Here is a 24,426-nt window from a genome sequence, read left to right on the forward strand (position 1 = left end):
GTCACCCTGACTTCGGGCACAGTTTCGGTTGATGTCCTCCATACGAGCCTAAGAGAGGGTGCTTTCGGCCGCGAGGCGGCCTGTGAGCGCGAACACATGAACCACTGCGTGACTGTCTCGTAACATTGCCCCCATGCCGTCGACAGAGCCCTATCTGGCGGGTGACGAAGCATTCCCGGCGAGCGGCTCGCCCGGGACCGTGCCGCCCTCCCACCCCGAAGGCCGGGGCGGTGTCACGCGACGGCAGGTGACGCTCCCCGGGCTCACCCTCGCCGTCCGCGGCCACCCGGCGGCACGCGCGGGACTGCCGCCCGCGGTGTACGTGCACGGGCTCGGCGGCTCCGCGCTGAACTGGGCCGGCCTCGGCCCCCTGCTCGCCGGCCGCGTCGACGGCGACGCCGTCGACCTCCCCGGCTTCGGCGACTCCCCGCCCCCCGACGACGGCGACTACTCCCTCTCCGGCCACGCCCGCGCCGTCATCCGCTACCTCGACGCCGGCGACCGCGGCCCCGTACACCTCTTCGGCAACTCGCTGGGCGGGACCATCGTCACCCGCGTCGCGGCGCTCCGCCCCGACCTGGTGCGCACCCTCACCCTTGTCTCCCCGGCCCTGCCCGAGCTGCCCCCGCAGCGCACCGCGGTGCCCACCGCGCTGCTCGCCGTGCCCGGCGTCACCGCGCTCTTCGCGCGGCTGACCCGGGACTGGACCGCGGAGCAGCGCACCCGCGCCGTGCTGGGCCTCTGCTACGGCGACCCGGGCCGGGTCAGCCCGGAGGGCTTCGCCGAGCACGCGCGCGAGTACGCCAGGCGCATGCGGCTGCCGTACCACTGGGACGCCATGGAGCGGTCGGCCCGCGGGGTCGTCGGCGCGTACACCCTGGGAGGGCAGCATTCGCTGTGGCGGCTGGCAGAACGGGTGCTGGCCCCTACGCTGCTCATCTACGGCCGCCGCGACCAACTCGTATCGTTCAGGATGGCGCGGCGGGCGAAGACCGCGTTCCGCAACTCGCGGCTGCTGGCCCTGCCGGCGGCGGGGCACGTGGCCATGATGGAGTACCCGGAAGTGGTGGCCAGGGCGTTCACCGAGCTGTTGGACGAGTACGAGACAGGGGTCGCGGATGCGAGCCCCGGTGGGAGCTGACACACACGGTGGGCAGGCACAGCGCGGCCGGCAAGGGCAAGAAGAAGGCGCGGGACGGCGGGGGCAGGACCGGGGCGAGGTCCGGGTCCGGTTCCGGGCCGGACGCCGGCCCGGGTTCCGCTGCCGGTCGCCGGTCCGGCTCAGGTTCCGGCTCCGGCTCCGATGCCGGGCCGCGTCCGCCGCTGCCGCGGCGGGGGGACACGGGGCCCATCCCGCGGATCAGCGACACGGGCCCGATCCCGCGGGTGACGGACACCGGCCCGGTGCCGCGGGTGCCGGGCGGAGCCCGGACGGTCAGCGGTACGGGCGAGATGCCGAGGTTCCGCGACACGGGTCCGGTGCCGCGAGTGGGCGGTACGGGTCCGATCCCACGCGTCTCCGACACAGGGCCGGTGCCTCGAGTCGGCGGTACGGGTCCCATGCCGCGGGTCTCCGGCACCGGCCCGATCCCGCGGGCCGCGGGGACGGGGCCGATCCCCCGCGTTTCCGGCACCGGACCGATTCCCCGGGTCACCGACACCGGGCCGACCCCGCGGGTCGCCGACACCGGGTCGATGCGGCGCGTCGCCGCCCCCGGCGGGCCGCCGCCCGCGCACGGCATGCCCGGCCCGCCCCGCACGCCCCGCAGGGCCCCCATGGACGACACCGGCGAGCGCCCCCTCGGCCACCCCGAGCACCGGGAGCCCGGCGGCGGCTGGGGCTCGCCGCCGTACGAGCAGCCCGCCCGCGGGCTCGGCACCGCCACCGTCGCCGCCACGCCCACGCCCGTACGGCAGGACTACCTCGACGCCTTCGACGGGCCCGGGCCCGGGCACGCCGCCGCCCCCGCCCCGCGCCGCGCCGGCGAGGTGCCGGAGCCGGCTCCCGCCCCCGACGACTACGGCCGGCCGCCGCCCGACGACGGCGACGGACCGCCCGACGACTTCGCCGCCGCCCTGCAGTCGACCGGCGGCAGCCACCGCCGCCGGCAGCGCACGACCAACCGCGGCCGCGTCGCCACCGGCGTCGCCGCCGCCGTCGTGACGTGCGCGCTCGCCGCCGCCATCGCCGGCCAGGTCTCCGACGGCCGCGCCAAGCGCGCCGACGCCGCGGCCGCCGACGAGCGCAAGCAGCGCGCCGGTGCCGACGACTCCGCCTCCCGCTCCGGCGACCGCGACGACCCGGCCGGCTCCGGCGGCTCGGGCGACTCGGGTGCCGACGAGGACGCGCGGGCCGTCCCCGCCACGTACACCGAGAAGATGGCGACCACGTACCCTCTCAGCCGCGACCTCACCGGCTCCGGCAAGCTCACCGCCGTCCCCGGCGGCGACAAGGCGCCCGGGCGGGGCGAGGTCATCGCGTACCGCGTGGACGTCGAGGCGGGACTGCCGCTGGACGGCGAGCTGTTCGCGTCCGCGGTGCACAAGACGCTCAACGACGAGCGCAGTTGGGGCGGCCGGGGCGACCGCACCTTCGAGCGCGTGGGCCCCGGCGAGGAGTCCGCGTTCGTCATCACCCTGGCCAGCCCGGGGACCACGGACGAGTGGTGTGCCAAGTCGGGCCTGGACACCAGCGACGAGGACGTGTCCTGCGACTCCGCCGCCACCGAGCGCGTGATGATCAACGCCTTCCGGTGGGCGCAGGGTTCGAAGACCTACGGCGACGACATCCACGCGTACCGGCAGATGCTCATCAACCACGAGGTCGGCCACCGGCTCGGGAACGGGCACGTGGGGTGCTCGCAGGACGGCGCGCTCGCGCCGGTGATGATGCAGCAGACGAAGTACCTCTCGACGGACGGCGCGACCTGCAAGCCCAACGCCTGGCCGTTCCCGCGCGACTGACTCCCCGCGGCCGCCCGTGGGGGTCAAAACGCCCCAGAGGCTGAATAGTCACGGGTATTCACCCCTTCCGGTGGTGCGACGGACAACCGTCCATCGCGCAGCCCTGCCGCGTGCGTACCGTCCTCCCACCGGATGGAGCCACAGCAGTTTCGGGGGTGTTCTCGTTGCGCATCGGCCTTCTCGCGGAGGGCGGATTTCCGTTTGCCGCGGGCGAGTCGCCGGGGTGGTGCGACCGGCTCGTACGCGGGCTCGCGCACCACGAGTTCGACGTTTTCGCGTTTGCGGTGGACGCGGCGCAGGAGTCGTCGGGCCTCGTACCGCTGCCGCCGCAGGTGCGCGCGGTGCACGTCGCGCCGCTGTGGCGCCCGGCGCCGGGCGAACGCCGCTACGGGCGCGCGGAGCGGCGCCGGTTCGCCGAGCACTTCGCGGAGTTGGCGGGCGCGCTGGCGGCGGGAGCCGCCGGGGAGGAGCCCGGGCAGGACCGTTTCGCTTCCGGGCTGTACGGGCTGGCGGAGCTGGCCAGGGAGGCGGGCGGGCCGGGGCGTGCGCTGCGTGCGGAGCAGGCGGTGCGGATCCTGGAGCGGGCCTGCCGGGCGCCGGGCGCGCATCCGGTGGTGCGGGGGGCGCGGGTCGCGGAGTTGCTGGCGGTGGCGGCCCATCTGGACCGGGCGCTGCGGCCGTTGGGCACGGGGTGGTACGCGGAGGGCGGCGCCTCTCTGGCGGCGGCCGACCTGTGCCACGCCCTGTCCGGCGGCCCCGCGGCGCTGCCGGGGCTGCTGGCGCGGCGGTTCTTCGGCACGCCGCTGCTGGTGACGGAGTACGGGGTGCGGCTGCGGCGGCACTACCTGGAGAGCGGCCGGGGAGCGTACGCCGGCGGGTCCGTGACCGTACGGACGCTGGTGGCGGCCTTCCACCGCCGGCTCGCGGCCGAGACGTACGCCGAGGCGGAACTCGTCACCCCGGGCAACGCGCACGCGCGGCGCTGGGCGCTGCGGCTGGGCGCGGAGGGGCACAGGCTGCGGACGGTGTACCCCGGCATGGACGCGGCGCGCTTCACGGAGGCGGACGACGCGGCTGCGGCGGGCAGCCCGACCGGGGAGGACGGGGCGGCCGGGGCGGACGACATGACCCTGGTCTGGGCCGGCCGGATGGAGCCGGCCGGCGACCTCGTCGCGCTGCTGCACGCCTTCGCGGAGATCCGCAGGGAGGAGCCGGCCGCCCACCTCGTCGTTGCGGAGACCGGCCCTCCGGCCCCTGCCCACGCGGGCTACCGCGACCACTGCCGCGCGCTCGCGGCCCAGCTCTTCCCCGACGAGGCCGCCGACGCCCACGCGGTGGGCGCCAGCCCGGTGTCGTTCGCGGAGGTCGGAGAACCGGCGCTGCCGGACCGGGCGGCCGCGTACGCGGCGGGCGGGGTCGCGGTGCTCTCCAGCGTCGTGGCGGGCTTCCCCGTCGGCCTTGTCGAGGCGATGTTCTGCGGCCGGGCGACGGTGTCGACGGACGTCGGCGCGGTACGGGAGGTCATCGGCGGCACCGGGCTCGTGGTCCCGCCGCGGAATCCGCGCGCGCTGGCGGACGCCTGCCTGGCGCTGCTCCGCGACCCGGCACGCCGCGCGCGCCTGGGCGCGGCGGCGCGGGCGCGGGCGATGGAACTCTTCTCTGCCCAGCGGAACGTGGGGGCGTTCGGCGGCATCTACCTGGAGCTTGCCTCCCGCGCCCCGGCCACCGCCCAGGCCCCCGCCTTGCCGCACCCCTTCGCGCACCCCCCGGAGGCGCACCTGCTGGCTGCGCCGGCACCGGAGCGGGACCGGGTGGGCGCGGGCCCCGTGCTTGAGGGGGCCGACCGATGACGGACGGTCCGAGAGCGACCTCCGACCCCCGGACGCGGCTCCCCGGAGGGGAAACCGGGGAGCCGCCGCGCCCGACGCCGGCAGAGGATCTGGCGGAAGCGCTGGAGGAAGCTTTCGGCCCGCCCGCGGCGGCCCCCTCCGCGGCGGCCCCCTCCGACCGCGGCGCAGACGCCGACGCGGCCCGCCCGGCGTCGCCGGCCGCGCCGGGGAAAGCCGGGGACCGGCCCCCGGACGGGAGGGCCGCTCCCGCGCCGCCGGAGGGGCGGGAGCAGGCCGCGGACACGCTCGCGCCGCCCGCCGCGGCCGGCGCAACGGCGGCAGCCGGCGGACCCGCCGCCCGGCCCTCCGCAGGCGCCGCGGCCACCGGCCACATGCCCCCGCCGGCTGCCGACTCCGCGCCCGCCGCGCCCGCGGCGCCGACGCCGGCCTCCGCGGGGCCCCATCCCCAGGCCGGCCCCGGTGCCGTCCCGTCGGACCCTGCCGGCCTCCTGCCGACGACGTCCGCCCGCGCCCCCGCCCGGGGCCGCGCCGGGGGCGGGCGGCGGGGGCCCGCCGATCCCGTGCGGGGGCTCATGTACCGGCATCGCGACCTCTGCCGGGACGCCGTCGATCCGCTGGAGATCGCCGCCGGCCTGGAGGCGCACGGCGTCACCGACCGGACCGCCGTGCGGTACCGGCACAGGGACGTCTTCTCCCTCGCCGAGGAGATGTACGTACGGACCCGCCGGCCCGCCGCCGCGCCCCCCGCGCCCGCCGGGCCCGAGCCCCGTACGCGCCTCGCCCTCCTCGCCCACCTCCTGCCGCTCGGCGGCGGGCTGCTCGTGCTCGCCGCCGCCGGGCTGGACGGCAGGCCGCAGGCCGCGCTGACCGCCGCGGGCGTCGGCTGGGCCGTGGTCGCGCTGGTGCTCGGGTCGCAGCGGGGCCCCCTGCGGGTCGGGGCGGGGCTGCCGGCCGGGGCCGGTCTGGCCGTCGGATGGCTGCTGGCGTATGCGGTGTACGGCGACTGGTTCCTCGGCGAGTTGCTCGGCGGCGCCACCGGCGTCACCCGCGCGCCCGCCGTGCCGTACGCCACCGCCGCCGCCCTCGCCGGGCTGACCGCCGCCGTGCTGCCCGCCGCGGCCGTCGCGCGGTGGTTCGCCGCGCGGGCCCGCGGCAGCCTGCGGGACAGCCGCGACCTGGCGGAGTTCCGCGCCCGCGTCCGCCCGCTGCTCGCCGCCGCCGTCGCCGCCGTGCTGGCCGTCCTCGTGGCGCTGCAACTCGTCGCCGCGGTCGCCGGACCCCTCTTCGGGCGGGCCGTCCACGAGCCCGCCGCCTCCGCCTCCACCTACGCCGCCGCCTGCGCGCTCGGCGCGCTGCTTTTCCTCGCCCGGCTGCTCGCCGTGCACGGCTTCCCCCGGGCCGCCGCGTACGGCGTCGCCGCCGCCTGCGCCGCGCAGGTCACGGCGCTGCTGCTGGTCCTGGCCGCCCGGGTTCCCGGGCTGGCCGCGCTCGGCCGTCCGGTCGAACTGCTGGTCGCCGGCCCCGCTGGTTTCCGTATGGCCACCGTGCCTGCGGCCGCCTGCGGCGCCGCCGCGCTCGCGCTGCTGGCGTACGCCGGCCGCGCACTCACCCGAGCATCGGCTCACCGCAAGGAGCACAACGAGATGACCGCACCACCACTGGCCACGCCCTCCTCGGACGACGGGGGTGCGCGATGAGGGTGTTGCTCATCGGCGGCACCGGCTTCGTCGGCCGCTACGTCGCCGACCGCCTGCTCGCCGACCCCGCCGTGCAGCTCACCGCGCTCGGCCGCGGCGACGACGCCGACGTGCGGTTCGACCTGTCGTCCGGCAGCCCCGGCGCCCTGACCCGGTTCCTCGACGCCGTGCACCCGGGCGTCGTCGTCAACTGCTCCGGCACCACCCGCGGCGGTGCCCGCGACCTGACCCGGCACAACACCGTCGCCGTCGCCACCCTCTGCGAGGCCATGCGGCGCAGCAGTTGCTCGGCGCGGCTGGTGCACGTCGGCTGCGCCTCGGAGTACGGGCCGTCGCCGGCCGGCTCGTCGACGGCCGAGGACGCGCTGCCGCGCCCCGGCGGCCCGTACGGGGTGAGCAAGCTGGCCGCGACCGAGCTGGTGCTCGGCTCCGGGCTGGACGCGATCGTGCTGCGGGTCTTCTCGCCCGCCGGCCCCGGCACCCCGGCGGGCTCCCCGCTCGGCCGGCTGGCGGAGGCGCTGCGGCGGGCGATGCAGCAGGGCGACGGCGAGCTGAAGCTCGGCGGCCTGGGCGCGCAGCGGGACTTCGTGGACGTACGGGACGTGGCGCGCGCGGTGCACGCCGCGTCGCTGTCGGCGGCGCAGGGCGTGGTGAACATCGGCGGCGGGCGCGCGGTGCGGCTGCGCGACGGGGCGGCGGCGCTGGCGCGGATCGCGGGCTACAGCGGCCAGCTGCACGAGTACGACACCGCGCTGACCGGCCGGATCCCGCAGCCCGCGGGCGCCGGCCACGGCCTCGGGCACGGCGGCCACGGCCCGGGTCACGGACTGGGCCACGGCCTGGGGCACGGGCCGGGGCACGGCCACGGACCGGGCCACGGACCGGGCCACGGCACGAACGGCGGCCCCGGCACGGAACCGGCGGCGGTCGCCGCGGCGTATCCGTATCCGGACGGGTGCGGAGCCTGGCAGCAGGCGGACATCAGGACGGCGCGGGACCGGCTCGGCTGGCGGCCCCGGATCGGAATCGAGGAGAGCCTTGCCGATATCTGGATGGAGGCGGCATGCCGCATCTGAGCGCTGACGGGCCCGGCACCCCGGCCGGCCCCGCCGCGGTCCTGCGCGACCTGCGCGGGCTACGGCACCTGCCGGGCGCCCCGCCCGCGCCCGAGGGCCGGTGGCAGCCCCCGCCGCAGCCGGCCGAGACCCCGCTCCGCCTCGCCGTCCCCGGCTACGCGCACCCCCTCGTCGCCCCCGTCGAGTGGGGCGAGCTGACCCGGCCCGCCGCCGCCGGGGCCGTCCACTGGACGGTGCTCGACGTCGCCGGCGGGCCCGGCGCCCGCCCCGACCCGCACTGCCTGGAGGCCGCGGGCCGGCTGAAGTCGGCGGGGGTGAGCACCCTCGGCCGGCTCGATCTGCGCCACGGCCGGCGTCCGTTCGGCGAGCTGATCACGGACGCCCAGCGGTTCCTGGAGTGGTACCGCGTCGACGGCTTCTACCTCGGCCGCTGCCCCGCCGACCGCGACCGGCTGGCGGAGGTCCTGCGGGTCACGACGACGCTCGGCGCGCTCTCCCCGCGCGCCCACACCGTCCTCGGCATCGGCACGCACCCGTACCCCGGCTACGCCGAGGCCGCCGACCAACTCGTCACCTTCGCCGGCCCGTGGGCGGACTACCGCTGGTCGCAGGTCGCCGAGTGGACCGCGGAGCAGCCCGCCGAGCGGTTCTGCCACCTGGTCCACGGCGTACCGCCGACGCATCTGGACGAGGCCCTGCGGGTCGCCCGCTGGCAGGGCGCGGCCTCGGTCTTCTTCACCGACCGGCCCGGATGGGAGGCCCTGCCCGGCTACTGGGACGACCTCGTCTCGCGTCTCGGACAGGGTGTCTCGGAATGAGGAGGTGCGTGGCAGTGTTACGGGAAGACCCACTGTGCTCTCACACGCTTACGGAGTCCCCGTGTCGCTGCCACCGCTGGTCGAGCCCGCCCCCGAGCTCTCCGTCGACGAGGTCCGCAGGTACTCGCGCCACCTGATCATCCCCGACGTCGGGATGGCCGGCCAGAAGCGGCTGAAGAACGCCAAGGTGCTCTGTGTGGGCGCCGGCGGCCTCGGCTCGCCCGCGCTGATGTACATGGCCGCGGCGGGTGTGGGCACGCTGGGGATCGTCGAGTTCGACGAGGTCGACGAGTCGAACCTGCAGCGGCAGGTCATCCACAGCCAGGCGGACATCGGCCGCTCCAAGGCCGAGTCGGCCCGCGACACCGTGCTGGGCATCAACCCGTACGTGACCGTGCAGCTCCACCAGGAGCGGCTGGACTCCTCGAACGTGATGGAGATCTTCGCCGAGTACGACCTGATCGTCGACGGCACGGACAACTTCGCCACCCGCTACCTGGTCAACGACGCGTGCGTGCTGCTCGGCAAGCCGTACGTGTGGGGCTCCATCTACCGCTTCGACGGCCAGGCGTCGGTCTTCTGGGCCGAGCACGGCCCGTGCTACCGCTGCCTGTACCCCGAGCCCCCGCCGCCCGGCATGGTGCCGAGCTGCGCCGAGGGCGGCGTGCTCGGCGTGCTGTGCGCGTCGATCGGCTCGATCCAGGTCAACGAGGCCATCAAGCTGCTCGCCGGCATCGGCGACCCGCTGGTCGGCCGGCTGATGATCTACGACGCCCTGGAGATGCAGTACCGCCAGGTCAAGGTCCGCAAGGACCCGGACTGCGCGGTCTGCGGCGAGAACCCGACCGTCACCGAGCTGATCGACTACGAGGCGTTCTGCGGCGTCGTCTCCGACGAGGCGCAGGAGGCCGCGGCCGGCTCGACGATCACCCCGAAGCAGCTCAAGGAGTGGATCGACGACGGCGAGAACATCGACATCATCGACGTCCGCGAGCCCAACGAGTACGAGATCGTCTCGATCCCCGGCGCCCGGCTGCTCCCGAAGGACGAGTTCCTGATGGGCAACGCCCTGGAGGGGCTGCCGCAGGACAAGAAGATCGTCCTGCACTGCAAGACGGGCGTCCGGTCCGCGGAGGTCCTGGCGGTGCTGAAGTCGGCGGGCTTCGCGGACGCGGTGCACGTCGGCGGCGGCGTGGTCGGCTGGGTGAACCAGATCGAGCCGGAGAAGCCGATCTACTGACGTACTGCCTGCACGTGTGACGCACCGTGCCGCCGCCGGAGGGCTTCCGGCGGCGGCACACGCAGGTGCGGGGGGCTACTTCCGGCAGGTCGTGTCGTTCTGCGGGGCGCGGCCGTCGAGCAGGTACGTGTCGACCGCCTTCTGTGTGCACTCGTTGCCGCTGCCGTACGCCCCGTGCCCCTCGCCGACGCGGGTCACCTTCACCGCCACGTCGCCGCCGAGCGCGTCGACCATCCGCTGGGTGCCCTCGTACGGCGTCGCCGGGTCGCCGGTGGTGCCGACGACCAGGATCTTGTCCGCGCCCTCCGCGCTCACCTGCGGCGTCGAGCGCTTGCCCGTCACCGGCCAGCCGTCGCACGACGCCATGCCCCAGGCCATGAAGTCGCCGAAGACCGGCGACGCCTCGCGGAACTCCGGCAGCCGGCCGCGGATGTCGTCCGTCGAGTAGCGGTCCTTGGTGTCCGCGCAGTTGACGGCGAGGAACGACGACTGGAGCGTGGTGTAGTGCCCGTCCGGCTCGCGGCCGTTGAGGGCGTCGGCCAGGAGCAGCAGGGTCGCACCGTCGTCGCCCTGCGCCTGCTCCAGGCCCTGCGTCAGCAGCGGCCAGAGCTGCTTGGAGTACAGCGACTGCGCGATGCCCCCGGTCGCCAGCGACTCCGTCAGGTCGCGTCCCGAGGTGCCCGGGATCGGCTTGCCGTCGAGCCGCTCCAGCAGGTCCGCGACGTCGGCGGTGGCGGCCGCGGGCTCGCCGGCGCCGGCGTCGCCGAGGGGGCACTGCTCGCCCTGCCGCGCGCAGTCCTCGGCGTAGTTCTCCAGCGCCCGCTGGAAGCCCTTCGCCTGCGCCAGCGAGCGCTGCGCGCTGTTCTGCGTCGGGTCCACGGGGCTGTCGAGCACGGCCCGGCCGATCCGCTCGGGGAAGAGGTGGGCGTAGACGGCGCCCAGTTCGGTGCCGTAGGAGATGCCGAAGTAGTGCATCTTGTCGTCGCCGAGCGCGGCGCGCATGAGGTCCATGTCGCGGGCGGCGTTCTCGGTGCCGACGTACGGCAGGATCTTGCCGGACTTCTTCTCGCAGGCGTCGGCGAAGCCGTGGATCCGGTCGAGGTACGCCTTCTCCTCCGCCTTGTCGTCGGGGGTGTTGTCGGCGGCGAAGTACTTGTCGAGCGCACGGTCGCCGAGGCAGTGCACCCCGTCGCTGCGGCCGACGCCGCGCGGGTCGAAGCTGACGAGGTCGTAGCGCTCGTTCAGCGTCCTGTACTGGCCGGCGAGGCCCGGGAGGGTGTCGATGCCCGAGCCGCCGGGGCCGCCGAAGTTGAAGAGCAGCGAGCCGACGCGCTCCTTCCCCGGCCCGGTGGCCTCGGCGCGGATCATGGCGATGCCGATCTTCTCGCCGTCCGGCTTCTCGTGGTCGAGCGGTACGTCGAGCGTGCCGCACTGCCAGTCGGTCTTCGCGGCCGGGGCCCCCGGCGCGGGCTTCGGGAGGTTCTTGCACGCCCCCCACTGGATGCCCGCGGCCGCCGCGCCGTCCTCCAGCCCGCCGGCGCGCTCGGACGACGACGCGATGCCGCAGCCGCCCGCGGCCAGGGCGGTCAGCAGGACGGTGGCGGCGGTGACGGCGGTGGCGGCGGTGGTCGGTCTGGTGACCCGCACGTAGGCTCCCGGTCTCGGCGGTGGCGGACTGCCATCGTCCGGCGGTGCGCGTACGGCCGCGCGCTGCGCGGTGCGTACGGGTGAGTACGGTGGGCCCGTACCGTTCACCCCCGCCGCCCGGGAGGCCGCGTGTCCTACTACGTCCTCGACTACTCGTACGTCGACGACTACCTGGAGCGGCGGGACTCCTACCGCCAGGCGCACCTCGACCTCATCCGCGAGTGCCACCGGCGCGGCGACCTCGTCATGGCCGGCGCCATGACGGAGGCCCCGCCGCGCGGCCTGATCGTCTGGCGGACCGACGGCCCCGGGCCCGCCGAGGAGTTCGTCAGGAAGGACCCGTACGTCGCGAACGGGCTGGTGGACGAGTGGAGCATCCGCCCCTGGAACGTCGTCGACCTCTGAGCCGCACGCGCCCCCCCCGCGCGCTACAGCGCGCCCTTGCGGGTCAGGTGCGTGAACGACAGCCACCCCGGCAGTACCGGCATCCAGAACGTCAGGAGCCGGAACAGCAGGACCGCCGACAGCGCCGTGTCGCTGGGCATCCCCGCCGCCGTCAGACCTGCCGTCAGCGCCAGTTCCACCGCGCCCACGCCGCCCGGCGTGGGCGCGGCCGAGCCCAGTGCGTTGCCGGCGAGGAAGACGACGGCGACGCTCGCGAAGCTGAGGTCGCCGCCGAAGGCCCGTACCGAGGCGTCCAGGCAGAGCACGAACGACAGCGTCATCAGCACCATGCCGCCGATGCCCGCCGCCAGCTTCTGCGGGCGCTGGAGCACGTCCAGCATGCGCGGTACCACGCCGGCGAACAGCGACCGGATCCGCGACGAGACGGCCTTCCGCAGCAACGGTACGGCGGTGATGATCAGGATCAGCACCGCCGCAGCGAGCAGCCCTGCGATGACCGTGCGGGACGGGGAGAGCGACGGCGTCCGCTCGGTCCCCGTCAGATAGCCGAAGGTCAGCAGCAGCAGGATGTGGCTGCCGAGCCCGAAGAGCTGCGACGCGCCCACGCTGGCGACCGCCAGGCCCGGCCGTACGCCCGACTTCTGCAGGAAGCGGGTGTTGAGCGCGACCCCGCCGACCGCCGCCGGCGCGACCAGCTTGACGAACGAGGCGGCGACCTGCGCCAGCACCGTACGCCCGTACGGCACCCGCTCGGGGACGAAGCCCAGCAGCGACAGCGCGGCGGCCAGGTAGGTGGCGGCGGAGAAGACCGCGGCCAGCGCCGCCCAGCGCCAGTTGGCCTGCGACAGCACGTCGTCGATCTTGACGTGGGTGAGCTGCGTCAGCAGGAAGTACGCGGCGAAGACGCCCGCGATGATGCTGACGAGCGTGCGCGGCCGGATCCGCTCGATCCGTACCGGCTCCACCGGCGCCTGCGGCCGGATCAGCAGCACGTGCTGGCGGATCTGCGTGAGCACGTCCTCCTCGCGGGCCTCGTCCAGGGCGCCCTCGATCGCCCTCTTCTCCGCCTGCTTGGCTTTCCGCATGCTCTTGCGGTCCCCGGCCGCCTGGCTCCTGCGCGACCGCGACGCCTCGATGACCGCCTCGCGCTCGCGCGCCGCCCGCTCGCGGGAGAGCCGGCGCAACTCCGCGCGGGTGTCCCGGGTCAGCGCGATGGGCTGCAGCAGCGGCAGCGCGTCGGCGACCGCGTCCGGCCCGAGCACCTCCACCGCCGCCGCGACCGCCCGCTCGGCGCCGATGCGCAGCGCGAACGTGGTGAGCAACTGGGCGATGTCCATGCGCAGCACGACGTCGCCCGCGGCGATGTCGCCGTTGCTGAGGTCGGTGAGGATCACCTTGCCCGAGCGCGCCACCAGCACCGCGTCCGCGTCGAGCCGGCGGTGCGCGATGCGGCGCGACTGCAGCGCCCTGACCTGCCGCCAGGTCTCGCACATCAGAAGGTCGGTGATCACCTCGTCGGGGACGGTGTTCAGCGGCCGGCCGCCGGTGTGTTCGTAGACGAGTATGACCGCGTCGGGGCCGAGGTCCGAGGTGGCGATGAGCTTGGGGGCGTTGGCGCCGGCGGCGATCGCGGCGTACGACAGCAGCGCCTCCTGCTCCAGCGCCTGGCGCAGCGACTGCATGCTGCGCCGCTGGTAGACGCCGCGCAGCGACAGGCGGCGCCAGGCGCGGTAGAAGAAGCCCTGGGCCTGCTGCTCGCGGTCGACGACGGTGACGTCCAGCGGCGGGCCGTCCTCCAGCGTGACGACGAACCGCCGCCCGCGGCCGTCGCCCTCCAGGTCCGGCTGCTCCTCCGGGACCAGCGCGCTGACGGGCCGGAAGCCGACGCGGCGCAGGCCGGCGAGGAGGTTGCGGCCGGTGGGGCGGACGTTGGGGGAGCCGACCGCGTACATCGTGCCGTAGGCGACGGTCCAGCCGATCAGGACGGTGAGCAGGATGGCGAACGGGGTGGTGTAGCCGCCGACGAGCACCGCGAGGCCGTCGAGCACCAGGACCGTCCACATCAGCACGCGCCAGCGGGCGTGCCTGGCCATGCCGACGGCGGTCATGTACGCGATGACGGGGGCGAGATACCCGTGCACGGGGTCGGTGCGCTCGCCGTCGCGGGCGATCTGCGTCAGCGCCCCCTGCACGGAGCCGGGGGCGGCCTCGGACACCCAGAGCGAGACGGCGAGCCCGGCGCCGTGCGCGAGGACGGCGGCGAGCACGCCGTCGGCGATGCGCAGGCCGTCGCGCTTGACGAGGCGTTCGACGGCGAAGGCGACCGGGACGATGAGGACGGCGATGCTGGAGGTCAGGCCGCCGAGGGTGACGACGAACGAGGGCGTGTACTCGGCGCCCTTGGTGATGTCCTCCTCCAGGCCCTCGGTGGTGGCGTGCGCGACGGTCGCCAGGCCCAGCACGGCGGCGATGCCGAGAAGGCCGAGGAGCAGCCGCATGAGGTCGGAGGGGCGGTGCACGCGGGCGGGGAGGAGGGGGTCGTCGCCCTCGATGGGGCCGGGGGCGGCGCGGCGGCGGGAGTCGTGGCGGTTGGGGGCGGCGGGGGAGTGGGGGCGGGGGCCGTCGGGGCGGGGGGTGTCGTAGAGGCCGCGGGGCGGACCCTCCCGGCCCTTCCCGTCTCCCTCGTCCGCCCTGCCCTCGCTGCCGTTCCCGTCCTCCCTGTCCTGCCTGCCCTGCCTGTCCCGCCTTCCCTTGCTCTCCCCCTCGTCACCTTCCCGGCGGGCAGGACTCTGCGCCTCCGTGGCCGGCTCTGCCGGCGGAGGCTCGGCCGCGCGGTCGCGCCGCATGCCCTGGGTTGTCCCGTCTTCGTCTCGTATCACCAGTCACCGCCCGCACGATGGTGGCACGAGCATGTCTTTGATGGTCGCATCCGGGTGGCCTTGGCAGCGGTGCACCCTGTGCCTGCCGCCGCGCCGGACTGTCGGCGCTCTGCGGCAGGATGGGTCGGATGGACGACGCGACGCCTTCCGCCGGCGGCCCGGGGCCCGACGCGGCCCTTCTCGACGAGTACGCGGATCTGGTGCTCTCCGTGGCAGAGGGCATCCCGCCGGGCCGCGTGATGACGTACGGGGATGTGGCGGAGTTCATGGAGCGCGGCGGGCCGCGGCAGGTGGGCCGCGTCATGGCGCTCTACGGGAGCTCCGTGCCCTGGTGGCGCGTGGTGCGCGCGGACGGCCGGCTGCTGCCGGGCCACGAGCGCGAGGCCCTGGAGCAGTACCGCATGGAGGGCACGCCGCTGCGCGCCACCACCGCCGGTGAGCAGCGCATCGACATCCGCCGCGCCCGCTGGGACGGCAGCGGCGGCGGTGTCGGGGGTCATATCTGACAGCTTCCGACACCGGGCACCAAACGGCCCGGGCCGCCGCCCGTACGGAGTACGGTTCGGCAACCGGCACCTGAATCCCGTCCTCTGCCACCGGCGATACATGTGAGCACTTTGTCCGTCTCCTCCCCGGCCTACCGGCTCGTCCGCACCGCGCCCGTGCGGCCGGTCCCCCCTGTGCCGGACGCAGCGCAGCGCGCGGTGGTTCATCACGGGGAGGGACCGCTTCTCGTGCTCGCCGGGCCGGGGACGGGCAAGACCACGACTCTGGTGGAGGCCGTCACCGAGCGGATCAGGCGCGGCACGGACCCCGAGCGGATCCTCGTGCTGACGTTCAGCCGCAAGGCGGCGGTGGAGCTGCGGGACCGGATGGCGGCCCGGCTGGACGGCGCGCCGGCGCCGCAGGCGAGCACCTTCCACTCGTACTGCTACGCGCTGGTGCGGGCGCACCAGGACGCCGAGATGTTCGTCGAACCGCTGCGGCTGCTGTCCGGCCCGGAACAGGACGTCGTCGTACGGGAACTGCTCGCCGGCCACGACGGGGACGGCGCGCGGGCGCGGGTGTCCTGGCCGGCCGAGCTGCGGGCCTGCCTGACGACGCGCGGGTTCGCCGACGAGGTGCGGGCGGTGCTGGCGCGCAGCCGGGAGCTGGGCCTGGGGGCGGCGGCGCTGGACCGGTTCGCGGCGGCGTCGGGGCGGCCGGACTGGGCGGCGGCGGGGGAGTTCCTTGCGGAGTACCTGGACGTGCTCGACATGCAGGGGGTGCTGGACTACGCGGAGCTGGTGCACCGGGCGGTGCTGCTGGCCGAGACGGAGCGGGTGGCGGCGGACCTGGCGGGGCGCTACGACGCGGTGTTCGTCGACGAGTACCAGGACACGGACGTGGCGCAGGTGCGGCTGCTGCGGGCGCTGGCGGGCGGCGGCCGGACGCTGGTGGCCTTCGGCGACCCGGACCAGTCGATCTACGCGTTCCGGGGGGCGGACGTCGGCGGGATCCTGACGTTCCCGGAGGTCTTCCCGCGGCGGGACGGCTCCCCGGCGCCGGTCTCGGTGCTGGGCACGTCGCGGCGCTCGGGCGCGCGGCTGCTGGCGGCGACGCGGCTGCTCACCCGCCGGATGCCGCTGCCGCGGCTGCCGTCGGCGGCGGTACGGGCGCACCGGGGGCTGGCGCCGGTGCGCGACGGGGGGCGGGTGGAGGCGTACACGTACCCGACGGCGAGCGGCGAACTGGACAACGTCGCGGACATCCTGCGCCGGGCGCACCTCGAAGACGGCGTGCCCTGGGGCGAGATGGCGGTCCTGGTCCGCGCGGGGGCCCGTACGATCCCGTCGGTCCGGCGCGCCCTGACGTCGGCGGGGGTGCCGCTGCACATAGCGGGCGACGACCTCCCCCTGCGCCACGAACCGGCGGTCCAGCCGCTGCTGACGGCGCTGCGCACCACGGCCACCGCCGCGATCCCGCCTGCGGCGGGGCCCGGCGGACGACCGGCCTCCGGCGAACCGGGCGCCGCCGATGCCACGGACGCCGTGGAGTCCGGTGCCGGTCCGGCGACGGGGCGTACCCCGGCAACGGGTGGGCGGGAGGGGGACCCGGCGCCGGAGGCACCGTCCGGCGCGGCGGAGGCCGCGGAGCCCGACGGGGGGACGGGCCCCGACGAGCCCTCCGCCGACCCCGCACCCAACGGTGAACCGCCGAGCGGCCCCGGCGCCACCGCAACCGATCCCCCCTGGATCCCCGCCGACGTCGCCATCTCCCTCCTCTCCTCCCCCCTGGGCGGCATGGACGCCGCCGACCTCCGCCGCCTCGGCCGCGCCCTCCGCGAGGAGGAACGCGCCGCCGGGCGGTCCGTACCGCGCCCCTCCGACGTGCTCATCGCCGAGGCGCTCGCAGAGCCCCGCCGCCTCGTCGTCCACGACCGCGCCTACGCCGGCGGCGCCCACCGCCTCGGCGTACTCCTGCGCAAGGCCCGCGACCTCCTCACCCGCGGCGGCACCGCCGAGGCCGCGCTGTGGGAGCTGTGGGACGGCACCCCCTGGCCCGCCCGGCTGCAGCGCGCCGCCGCCCGCGGCGGTCCCGCCGGGCGCAACGCCGACCGCGATCTCGACGCCGTCTGCGCCCTGTTCGAGGCCGCCGCCCGCGCCGAGGAGCGCACCGGCGGCCGCGGCGCCCTCAACTTCCTCGAAGAACTCGACGCCCAGGACATCGCCGCCGACGTCCTCACCCGCCGCGCCGACGACCCGGCCGGCCCCGACGCCGTACGCCTCATGACCGCGCACCGCGCCAAGGGCCTGGAGTGGCGGCTCGTCGTCGTCGCCCAGGTCCAGGAGGGCCTCTGGCCCGACCTGCGCCGCCGCGGCTCCCTGCTGGAGGCGGACCGCATCGGCCGCGACGGCCTCGCCGAGCCGCTGCCGCCCGGCGCGATCCTCGCCGAGGAGCGGCGGCTGTTCTACGTCGCCGCCACCCGCGCCCGCGAACGGCTCGTCGTCACCGCCGTGAAGGCGCCCGCGGAGGACGGCGACCAGCCCTCGCGGTTCCTCGCCGAACTCGGCGTCGAGCCCAAGGACGTCACCGGCCGCCCCCGCCGCCCGCTCTCCGTCGCCGCGATGGTCGCCGAACTGCGCGCGACGACCGTCGACCCCGAGGCGTCCGACGCCCTGCGCGCCGCCGCCGCCGAGCGGCTGGCCCGGCTGGCGGCGCCGGCGGACGACGGCCGTCCGCTGGTGCCCGCCGCGCACCCGGACCGCTGGTGGGGCCTGGAGGAGGCGACGGAGAACGTGGTGCCGCTGCGCGACCGGGACCAGCCCGTGGCGCTCTCCGGCAGCGCCGTGGGGCAGTTGGTCGACACGTGCGCGCTGCAGTGGTTCCTCGGCCGCGAGGTACGGGCCGACGCGCCGGCCTCCGCCGCCCAGGGCTTCGGGCTCGTCGTCCACGCCCTCGCCGACGAGGTCGCCTCCGGCCGCACCCCCGCCGACCTGGACGCGCTCATGGAGCGCCTCGACGGGGTCTGGGACGGCCTCGCGTTCGACGCCCCGTGGAAGTCCGCGCAGGAGAAGGAGAACGCCCGCGCCGCGCTGGAGCGCTTCCTGCGCTGGCACGTGCTGGAGCGCGGCCGCCGGCCGGTGGCCAGCGAGCAGGACTTCGACGTCACGCTGAAGGCCGGCACGTACGAGGTGCAGATCAAGGGCACGATGGACCGGGTCGAGGAGGACGCGGACGGCCGCGCGTACGTCGTGGACTTCAAGACCGGCAAGTCGCGGCCGACCGGCCCCGAGGTCGCCGAGCACGCGCAACTCGCCGTGTACCAGGCCGCCGTCGCCGAGGGTGCGGCCGGCGCGGACCGCACCGTGTCCGGCGGCGCCGAGCTGGTCCACCTGCGGATCGGGGCGCCCGTCCGGGAGGGCGGCGACGCCCTGCCGAAGGTGCAGCAGCAGCCACCGCCGGAGGGCGACTGGGTGCCCAGGATGCTCGCCACCGCCGCCGCCCGGGTACTGGACGAACGCTTCGGGCCGACGCCCGGCGACCACTGCGCGCAGTGCTCCTTCCGCAGCTCGTGCAGCGCCCGCCCGGAGGGCCGGCACGTCGTGGAGTGAGACCACACTGTGAGACCCGGTGTGACACCGCCAGCTTGTATGTGGTCGTATGACCAATCGGTCAGGCGTAAGCAACAAGTAAGGATTGACTGTGCGGAAGAGCGTGGTGGCGGCGGCTCTGGTCTCGGCCCTCGGTGTGACGGCCCTGTCGGCGTGCGGCAGCGAGGACAGCGGTCTCGCGGGCAAGTCGGCCGAGGAGATCCAGGACGAGACGGTGGACGCCATGCGCTCCGCCAAGTCGATGACGCTGGACTTCAAGCAGACCGGCACCCAGCAGACGTCCATGAACCTGGCGCTCACCAAGGGCGGGGAGTGCAAGGGCAGCATCGGCCTCAACGGCGCCAACGCCGAAGTCCTGCGCGTCGACGGCAAGTCGTACATGAAGCCGGACACGAAGTTCTGGGAGCAGAACGCCGGCAGCCCGGAGCAGGCGCAGCTCATCGCGGCGACGGTGGGTGACCGCTGGGTGGAGACGGGCAGCACCGGGCAGGACGACTTCGGCGCCTTCTGCGACCTCGACACGGTCCTCAAGGGCCTGGACGAGGACAAGGGCGACAAGAACGACAACACCGAGAAGGGCGACGAGGGCGAGGTGCGGGGCACCCCGACCATCACGCTGATCACGAAGAAGGACGGCGAGACCACGACGGTGCACATCGCCACCGAGGGCGAGCCGTACATCCTCAAGATGGAGATCGAGGGCGGGGACGAGCCGGGCTCGGCCGAGTTCACCGAGTTCAACGAGAAGGTCGAGGTCACCGCGCCCACCGACGCCGTCAACCTGAACGAGCTGGGCGGCTGAACCCCCGGATGGCACCGGGCGCTCACGCCCCGTAGCACAGCACCCGTCCCTTGCACCCGCCGGCAGCCGCGCGACCCCGGCTGTCGGCGGGCGCCGCTACGCTCGCTGGAATGCCGGCCCGTATCACCCACCCCGACCAGCTCAAGGAGCTCCTCGGGATCCCCTTCACCGCGGAGCAGACGGCGTGCATCACCGCACCGCCCGCCCCGCAGGTCATCGTGGCGGGTGCGGGGTCCGGCAAGACGACGGTGATGGCGGCCCGGGTCGTGTGGCTGGTCGGCACGGGGCAGGTGGCACCGGAGCAGGTGCTGGGGCTGACGTTCACGAACAAGGCGGCCGCGGAGCTGGCGGAGCGGGTGCGCCGGGCGCTGGCGCAGGCGGGCGTCACGCCCGCGGACGGGGCGTACGGCGAAGGGGCGCCCGGCGGCGGGCCGTTCGCCACCGCGGACCCCGGCGACGGCTCCGCGGAGCCCGGCGAGCCGCGGATCTCCACGTACCACGCCTTCGCCGGCCAACTGCTCAAGGACCACGGCCTGCGCGTCGGCCTCGAACCCGGCGCCCGCCTCCTCGCCGACGCCACCCGCTACCAGCTCGCCGCCCACGTCCTGCGCACCGCCCCCGGCCCGTACCCCGCGCTGACGAAGTCCCTGCCGACGCTCGTCAGCGAACTGCTCGCGCTCGACGCCGAGCTGGCGGAACACCTCGTGGAGCCCGACGCGCTCGCCGAGTTCGGCACCGCGCAGCTCGCCGAGCTGGACCGGGTCCGGCTCACCAACGACGAGCTGCGCAAGGCCCCCAGGGCCGCGCAGGCCCGGCTGGAGCTGCTGGACCTCGTACGGGCCTACCGGCGCGAGAAGCGCCGCCGCGACCTGCTCGACTTCGGCGACCAGATCGCCCACTCCGCGCTGCTCGCCGAGAACCACCCGGCGGTGGGGCGGCAGCTGCGCGAGGAGTGCCGGGTGGTGCTCCTCGACGAGTACCAGGACACGTCCGTCGCCCAGCGGCGGCTGCTCGCGGCGTTGTTCGGCGGCTCCGGCGGCTCCGGCGGCTCCGGCGGCGGCGCGGGGCACGCGGTGACCGCCGTCGGCGACCCCTGCCAGGCGATCTACGGCTGGCGCGGCGCCTCCGTCGCCAACCTCGACGACTTCCCCGTCCACTTCCCGTACGCCGACGGCACCCCCGCGCGCCGCCAGGCGCTCGGCGAGAACCGGCGCAGCGGCGGGCGCCTGCTCGCGCTCGCCAACGGCCTCGCCGCCCCCCTGCGCGAGCGCCACGTCGGCGTCGAGGCGCTGCGCCCCGCCCCCGGCGCGGAGCGGCACGGCACGGTGCGCTGCGCGCTGCTGCCGACGTACGCGGCGGAGCTGGAGTGGCTGGCGGACTCGGTGGCCCATCTGGTGCGTACGGGCACGGCCCCCGGCGACGTCGCCGTACTGTGCCGCACCGCGGGCGACTTCGGCGACATCCAGGCGGCGCTGGTCGCCCGGGACGTACCCGTGGAGGTCGTGGGGCTGGCCGGGCTGCTGGACCTGCCGGAGGTCGCGGACCTGGTGGCGATGTGCGAGGTGCTCCAGGACCCGACCGCCAACGCCGCGCTCGTCCGCCTGCTGACCGGCCCGCGGTGGCGCGTCGGCGCCCGCGACCTGGCCCTGTTGGGCCGCCGCGCGCGGCTGCTGGTGGCCACGGCGGGCCCGGACGGCGAGCCGGACGCCGACGAGCGGCTGGCGCAGGCCGTCGAGGGTGTCGACCCGGCGGAGGTGGCGTCGCTGGCCGACGCGCTGGACACGTTCCTCGAAGCCCGCAGGACCGACGACGGGCTGCCGTTCGGCGCCGCCGCGCAGCAGCGGTTCGCCCGGCTGGCGACGGAGCTGCGCGAGCTGCGGCGGTCGCTGGCGGACCCGCTGATGGACGTGCTGCACCGGGTGCTCGGGGTGACGGGCCTGGAGGTCGAGCTGTCCGCGTCGCCGCACGCGCTGGCGGCGCGGCGGCGCGAGACGCTGTCGCGCTTCCTCGACGTCGCCGCCGACTACGCCTCGTCGGCCGCGCTCGACGGGGAGGCGACGCTGCTGGGTTTTCTGGGCTTCCTGCGGACGGCGGCGCAGTACGAGAAGGGGCTCGACAGCTCGCTGCCGGGCGACGGGCGGGACACGGTCAAGGTGCTCACGGCGCACAAGGCGAAGGGCCTGGAGTGGGACGTCGTGGTGGTGCCCGGGCTGGTGGAGAAGCACTTCCCGAGCCGGCAGCCGCGCGAGTCGTGGGTCACGCAGGGCAAGGTGCTGCCGCACGCGCTGCGGGGGGACGCGGAGACGCTGCCCGACGTGGCGGAGTGGACCGCGCGCGGGCTGAAGGACTTCAAGGCGGCGATGCGGGAGCACCAGGAGGTGGAGGAGCTGCGCCTCGGGTACGTCACGGTGACCCGCCCGCGGTCGCTGCTCCTGGGCTCGGGGCACTGGTGGGGGCCGACGCAGAAGGAGGCGCGGGGCCCGTCGGCGTTCCTGCACGCGCTGCGGGAGCACTGCGAAGGCGGCGGCGGGGAGGTCGAGGCCTGGGCCCCGGAGCCGCCGGCGGAGGCGGAGAACCCGGCCCTGGCGGAGCACGCGGCGGAGCGCGCCTGGCCGCTCCCGCTGGACCCCGCGGCGGCGAAGCGGCGCCGCGAGTCGGCGGAGGCGGTCGAGGCGGCGCTGGCCCGCCGGGCCGCGGCGGAGGAGCACTCCCCGGACGCCGGCGCCTCCGAAGGCGCCCGCCCGCACCCCCTCGGGCCCGCGGACGTACGGGTCGTCGAGTCCTGGGACCGGGACATCGACGCCCTCGAAGCCGAACTGCTCGCCGCCCGGCAGCCCGTCCGCGACGTCACCCTGCCCGCCTCCCTCACGGCCTCGCAGCTCCTGCGGCTGGCCGCGGACGCCGAGGAGTTCACGCGGGAGCTGGCCCGGCCCATGCCCCGTCCGCCGATGCCCGCCGCGCGGCGCGGGACGCGGTTCCACGCCTGGGTCGAGTCGCGGTTCGAGGCGCTGCCGCTGCCCATGCTCGGCCCCGACGAGCTGCCCGGCGGCGAGGAGGACGCCCCGGAGATCGCCGACGAGCGGGAGCTGGCCGCGCTCAAGGAGGCGTTCGAGCGGTCCCCGTACGCCCGGCGCACCCCGTACCGCCTGGAGGCCCCCTTCCAGATCGGCCTCGCCGGCCGCCTCGTCCGCGGGCGCATCGACGCGGTGTACCGCGCGCCCGGCGGGGGCTACGAGATCGTCGACTGGAAGACCGGCCGCAGCGGCAGCGCCGACCCCCTCCAGCTCGCCGTCTACCGCCTCGCCTGGGCCGAGCAGGAGCGGCTGCCGCTCGCCGACGTCACCGCCGCCTTCCTCTACGTACGCACCGGGGAGATCGTGCGTCCCGCCACACTCCCGGGCAGAGCGGAGCTTGAGGCCCTGCTGGCCGGCCGGACGGATTAGGCTCGGGGGCATGAGCATCACCCCCGGCAGCGTCGCCGACCCTTCGGCGTACCTGCGGGACGAGCGCGCGGGGGCCGTGTGCGGCGCGGCGGAAGGGGAGCAGCAGTGACCACGGGCATCGACCGGGCGCCCTCGGGACCGGTCTCCTTCACGGCGGACAGCGGCGTCGACCGCGCCGCCCACCACCGTATCGACGAGGCGTGGCTGGCGGCCGCGTGGAGCCATCCGACGACCCGTGTCTTCGTGGTCTGCGAGGGCCAGGTGCTCATCGACGACACCGCGGAGGGCGGCACGAGGCTGGTCACGACGCCGGCGTTCGAGGCCCCGCCGACCGAGCAGCACCGCTACTTCCTCGGCACCGACTCCGGCGGCGTGCGCTACTTCGCGCTGCAGAAGGACTCGCTGCCCGGCCGCATGGACGACACCGCGCGCCCGGCGGGGCTGCGGGAGGCGGGGCTGCTGCTGTCGGAGCAGGACGCCGGGCTGATGGTGCACGCCGTCGCGCTGGAGAACTGGCAGCGGCTGCACCGCTTCTGCTCGCGCTGCGGCGAGCGCACGGTCATCGCCGCCGCGGGCCACATCCGCCGCTGCCCGGCGTGCGGCGCGGAGCACTACCCGCGGACCGACCCCGCCGTGATCATGGCCGTGACGGACCCGGAGGACCGGATCCTGCTGGGCCGCCAGGTGCACTGGCCGGAGGGCCGCTTCTCGACGCTCGCGGGCTTCGTCGAGCCCGGCGAGTCGCTGGAGCACGCGGTGCGGCGGGAGGTCTTCGAGGAGGCGGGGGTGGTGGTCGGCGACGTGGAGTACGTGGCCAGCCAGCCGTGGCCGTTCCCGTCGAGCCTGATGGTGGGCTTCCTCGCGCGCGCTGCGGACGCCGAGGGCGCGCGGATCCAGGTGGACGGCGAGGAGTTGCACGAGGCGCGCTGGTTCTCGCGCGAGGAGCTGGGCGCCGCGTACGAGAGCGGCGAGGTGCTGCCGCCGTACGGGATCTCGATCGCGGGACGGCTGATCGAGCTGTGGTACGGCTCGGACCTGCCGCGGCGGCCGGGGTGACGGCCGCCGCGGGTCCTGCGGGCCGCTGCCGGCGGGGCGGCGGTGCCGGTGCCGGCGGCCCCGTGGCGGCGGTCAGGCGCCGAGGGCGGCTTTGACCTGTGCCAGGGAGGGGTTGGGCATCGCGACGGACTCGCCGCCCTGCCGCGGCACGACGACGACGGTGGGCACGAGCTGGTTGCCGTTGTTGACGCTCTCGACGTAGGCGGCGGACTCCGGGTCCTGCTCGATGTTGATCTCCTCGAACGAGATGCCCTCGCGGTCCATCTGGCTCTTGAGCCGACGGCAGTAGCCGCACCAGGTGGTGCTGTACATCGTGACGGTGCCCGCCATGTCGCTGCGCTCCTTTGGGGGTCGGCCGGGTCGCGGCGTGATCTGTTCCGGAAGGTGAACGTACCCGGGAACGCGGCCATTCCCGTAGCCCCGGCCGCTATCTGTGGACAACCCGGCGGCTCGCA

Annotated in this window: 16 protein-coding genes; 13 read left to right on the forward strand and 3 right to left on the reverse strand. The window is 75.6% G+C overall.

Annotated elements, in window-relative coordinates; all coding sequences use genetic code 11:
* Window positions 1-133: 133 nt before the first annotated feature.
* The 7 genes from LG396_RS13605 (at window position 134) to moeZ (ending at window position 9,645) form a co-directional block, all read left to right on the forward strand.
* Window positions 134-1,141, forward strand: a complete 1,008-nt coding sequence (locus LG396_RS13605; protein WP_225794962.1) for an alpha/beta fold hydrolase — start codon at window positions 134-136, stop codon at window positions 1,139-1,141.
* 419 nt (window positions 1,142-1,560) lie between these two features.
* Window positions 1,561-2,964 carry a DUF3152 domain-containing protein gene (locus LG396_RS13610; protein ID WP_372483497.1) on the forward strand — a complete coding sequence of 468 codons (1,404 nt, stop codon included), beginning with the start codon at window positions 1,561-1,563 and terminating at the stop codon, window positions 2,962-2,964.
* A gap of 155 nt (window positions 2,965-3,119) precedes the next feature.
* Window positions 3,120-4,814 carry a DUF3492 domain-containing protein gene (locus LG396_RS13615; RefSeq protein ID WP_225794964.1) on the forward strand — a complete coding sequence of 565 codons (1,695 nt, stop codon included), beginning with the start codon at window positions 3,120-3,122 and terminating at the stop codon, window positions 4,812-4,814.
* A gap of 572 nt (window positions 4,815-5,386) precedes the next feature.
* Complete coding sequence (locus tag LG396_RS13620) at window positions 5,387-6,511, forward strand: hypothetical protein (protein ID WP_225794965.1); 1,125 nt, start codon at window positions 5,387-5,389, stop codon at window positions 6,509-6,511.
* A complete protein-coding gene (locus tag LG396_RS13625; protein ID WP_225794966.1) occupies window positions 6,508-7,587 on the forward strand; it encodes an SDR family oxidoreductase in 1,080 nt (359 codons plus the stop codon). The genes LG396_RS13620 and LG396_RS13625 overlap by 4 nt, the downstream gene beginning before the upstream one ends.
* On the forward strand, window positions 7,575-8,405 hold the full coding sequence (locus LG396_RS13630) for a spherulation-specific family 4 protein (protein WP_225794967.1): 831 nt from the start codon (window positions 7,575-7,577) through the stop codon (window positions 8,403-8,405). The genes LG396_RS13625 and LG396_RS13630 overlap by 13 nt, the downstream gene beginning before the upstream one ends.
* A 61-nt stretch (window positions 8,406-8,466) precedes the next feature.
* On the forward strand, window positions 8,467-9,645 hold the full coding sequence (gene moeZ, locus LG396_RS13635; protein ID WP_018835008.1) for an adenylyltransferase/sulfurtransferase MoeZ: 1,179 nt from the start codon (window positions 8,467-8,469) through the stop codon (window positions 9,643-9,645).
* A gap of 75 nt (window positions 9,646-9,720) precedes the next feature.
* On the opposite strand, the gene LG396_RS13640 is transcribed toward moeZ, so the two are convergent.
* Complete coding sequence (locus LG396_RS13640) at window positions 9,721-11,292, reverse strand: alpha/beta hydrolase (RefSeq protein ID WP_225794968.1); 1,572 nt, start codon at window positions 11,290-11,292, stop codon at window positions 9,721-9,723.
* Between the two features lie 129 nt (window positions 11,293-11,421).
* Here LG396_RS13640 and LG396_RS13645 point away from each other — a divergent pair, with 129 nt between their 5' ends.
* A complete protein-coding gene (locus tag LG396_RS13645) occupies window positions 11,422-11,697 on the forward strand; it encodes a YciI family protein (protein WP_018835010.1) in 276 nt (91 codons plus the stop codon).
* A 23-nt stretch (window positions 11,698-11,720) separates the two neighbouring features.
* Here the strand turns inward: LG396_RS13645 and LG396_RS13650 are convergent, their stop codons facing one another.
* Window positions 11,721-14,543 (reverse strand): lysylphosphatidylglycerol synthase transmembrane domain-containing protein, encoded by a 2,823-nt coding sequence (locus LG396_RS13650; RefSeq protein ID WP_225794969.1) that lies wholly within the window; start codon window positions 14,541-14,543, stop codon window positions 11,721-11,723.
* A 161-nt stretch (window positions 14,544-14,704) separates the two neighbouring features.
* On the opposite strand from LG396_RS13650, the gene LG396_RS13655 reads away from it, so the two are divergent.
* The 5 genes from LG396_RS13655 (at window position 14,705) to nudC (ending at window position 23,971) form a co-directional block, all read left to right on the forward strand.
* Entirely contained in the window at window positions 14,705-15,082 is a 378-nt protein-coding gene (locus LG396_RS13655; RefSeq protein WP_225794970.1) for an MGMT family protein, read from the forward strand.
* Window positions 15,083-15,310: 228 nt separating this feature from the next.
* Window positions 15,311-18,670 (forward strand): ATP-dependent helicase, encoded by a 3,360-nt coding sequence (locus tag LG396_RS13660; RefSeq protein ID WP_372483498.1) that lies wholly within the window; start codon window positions 15,311-15,313, stop codon window positions 18,668-18,670.
* Between the two features lie 91 nt (window positions 18,671-18,761).
* Complete coding sequence (locus tag LG396_RS13665; protein WP_018835014.1) at window positions 18,762-19,472, forward strand: hypothetical protein; 711 nt, start codon at window positions 18,762-18,764, stop codon at window positions 19,470-19,472.
* A gap of 110 nt (window positions 19,473-19,582) precedes the next feature.
* Window positions 19,583-22,915, forward strand: coding sequence for an ATP-dependent helicase (locus tag LG396_RS13670; protein ID WP_225794972.1), 3,333 nt, complete (start codon window positions 19,583-19,585; stop codon window positions 22,913-22,915).
* Window positions 22,916-23,020: 105 nt separating this feature from the next.
* Window positions 23,021-23,971, forward strand: a complete 951-nt coding sequence (gene nudC, locus LG396_RS13675; protein ID WP_027744320.1) for an NAD(+) diphosphatase — start codon at window positions 23,021-23,023, stop codon at window positions 23,969-23,971.
* A 72-nt stretch (window positions 23,972-24,043) separates the two neighbouring features.
* Here the strand turns inward: nudC and LG396_RS13680 are convergent, their stop codons facing one another.
* A complete protein-coding gene (locus LG396_RS13680) occupies window positions 24,044-24,301 on the reverse strand; it encodes a mycoredoxin (protein ID WP_018835018.1) in 258 nt (85 codons plus the stop codon).
* Between the last annotated feature and the right edge of the window lie 125 nt (window positions 24,302-24,426).

The organism is Streptomyces aculeolatus, assembly GCF_020400605.1.
Classification (GTDB): domain Bacteria; phylum Actinomycetota; class Actinomycetes; order Streptomycetales; family Streptomycetaceae; genus Streptomyces; species Streptomyces aculeolatus.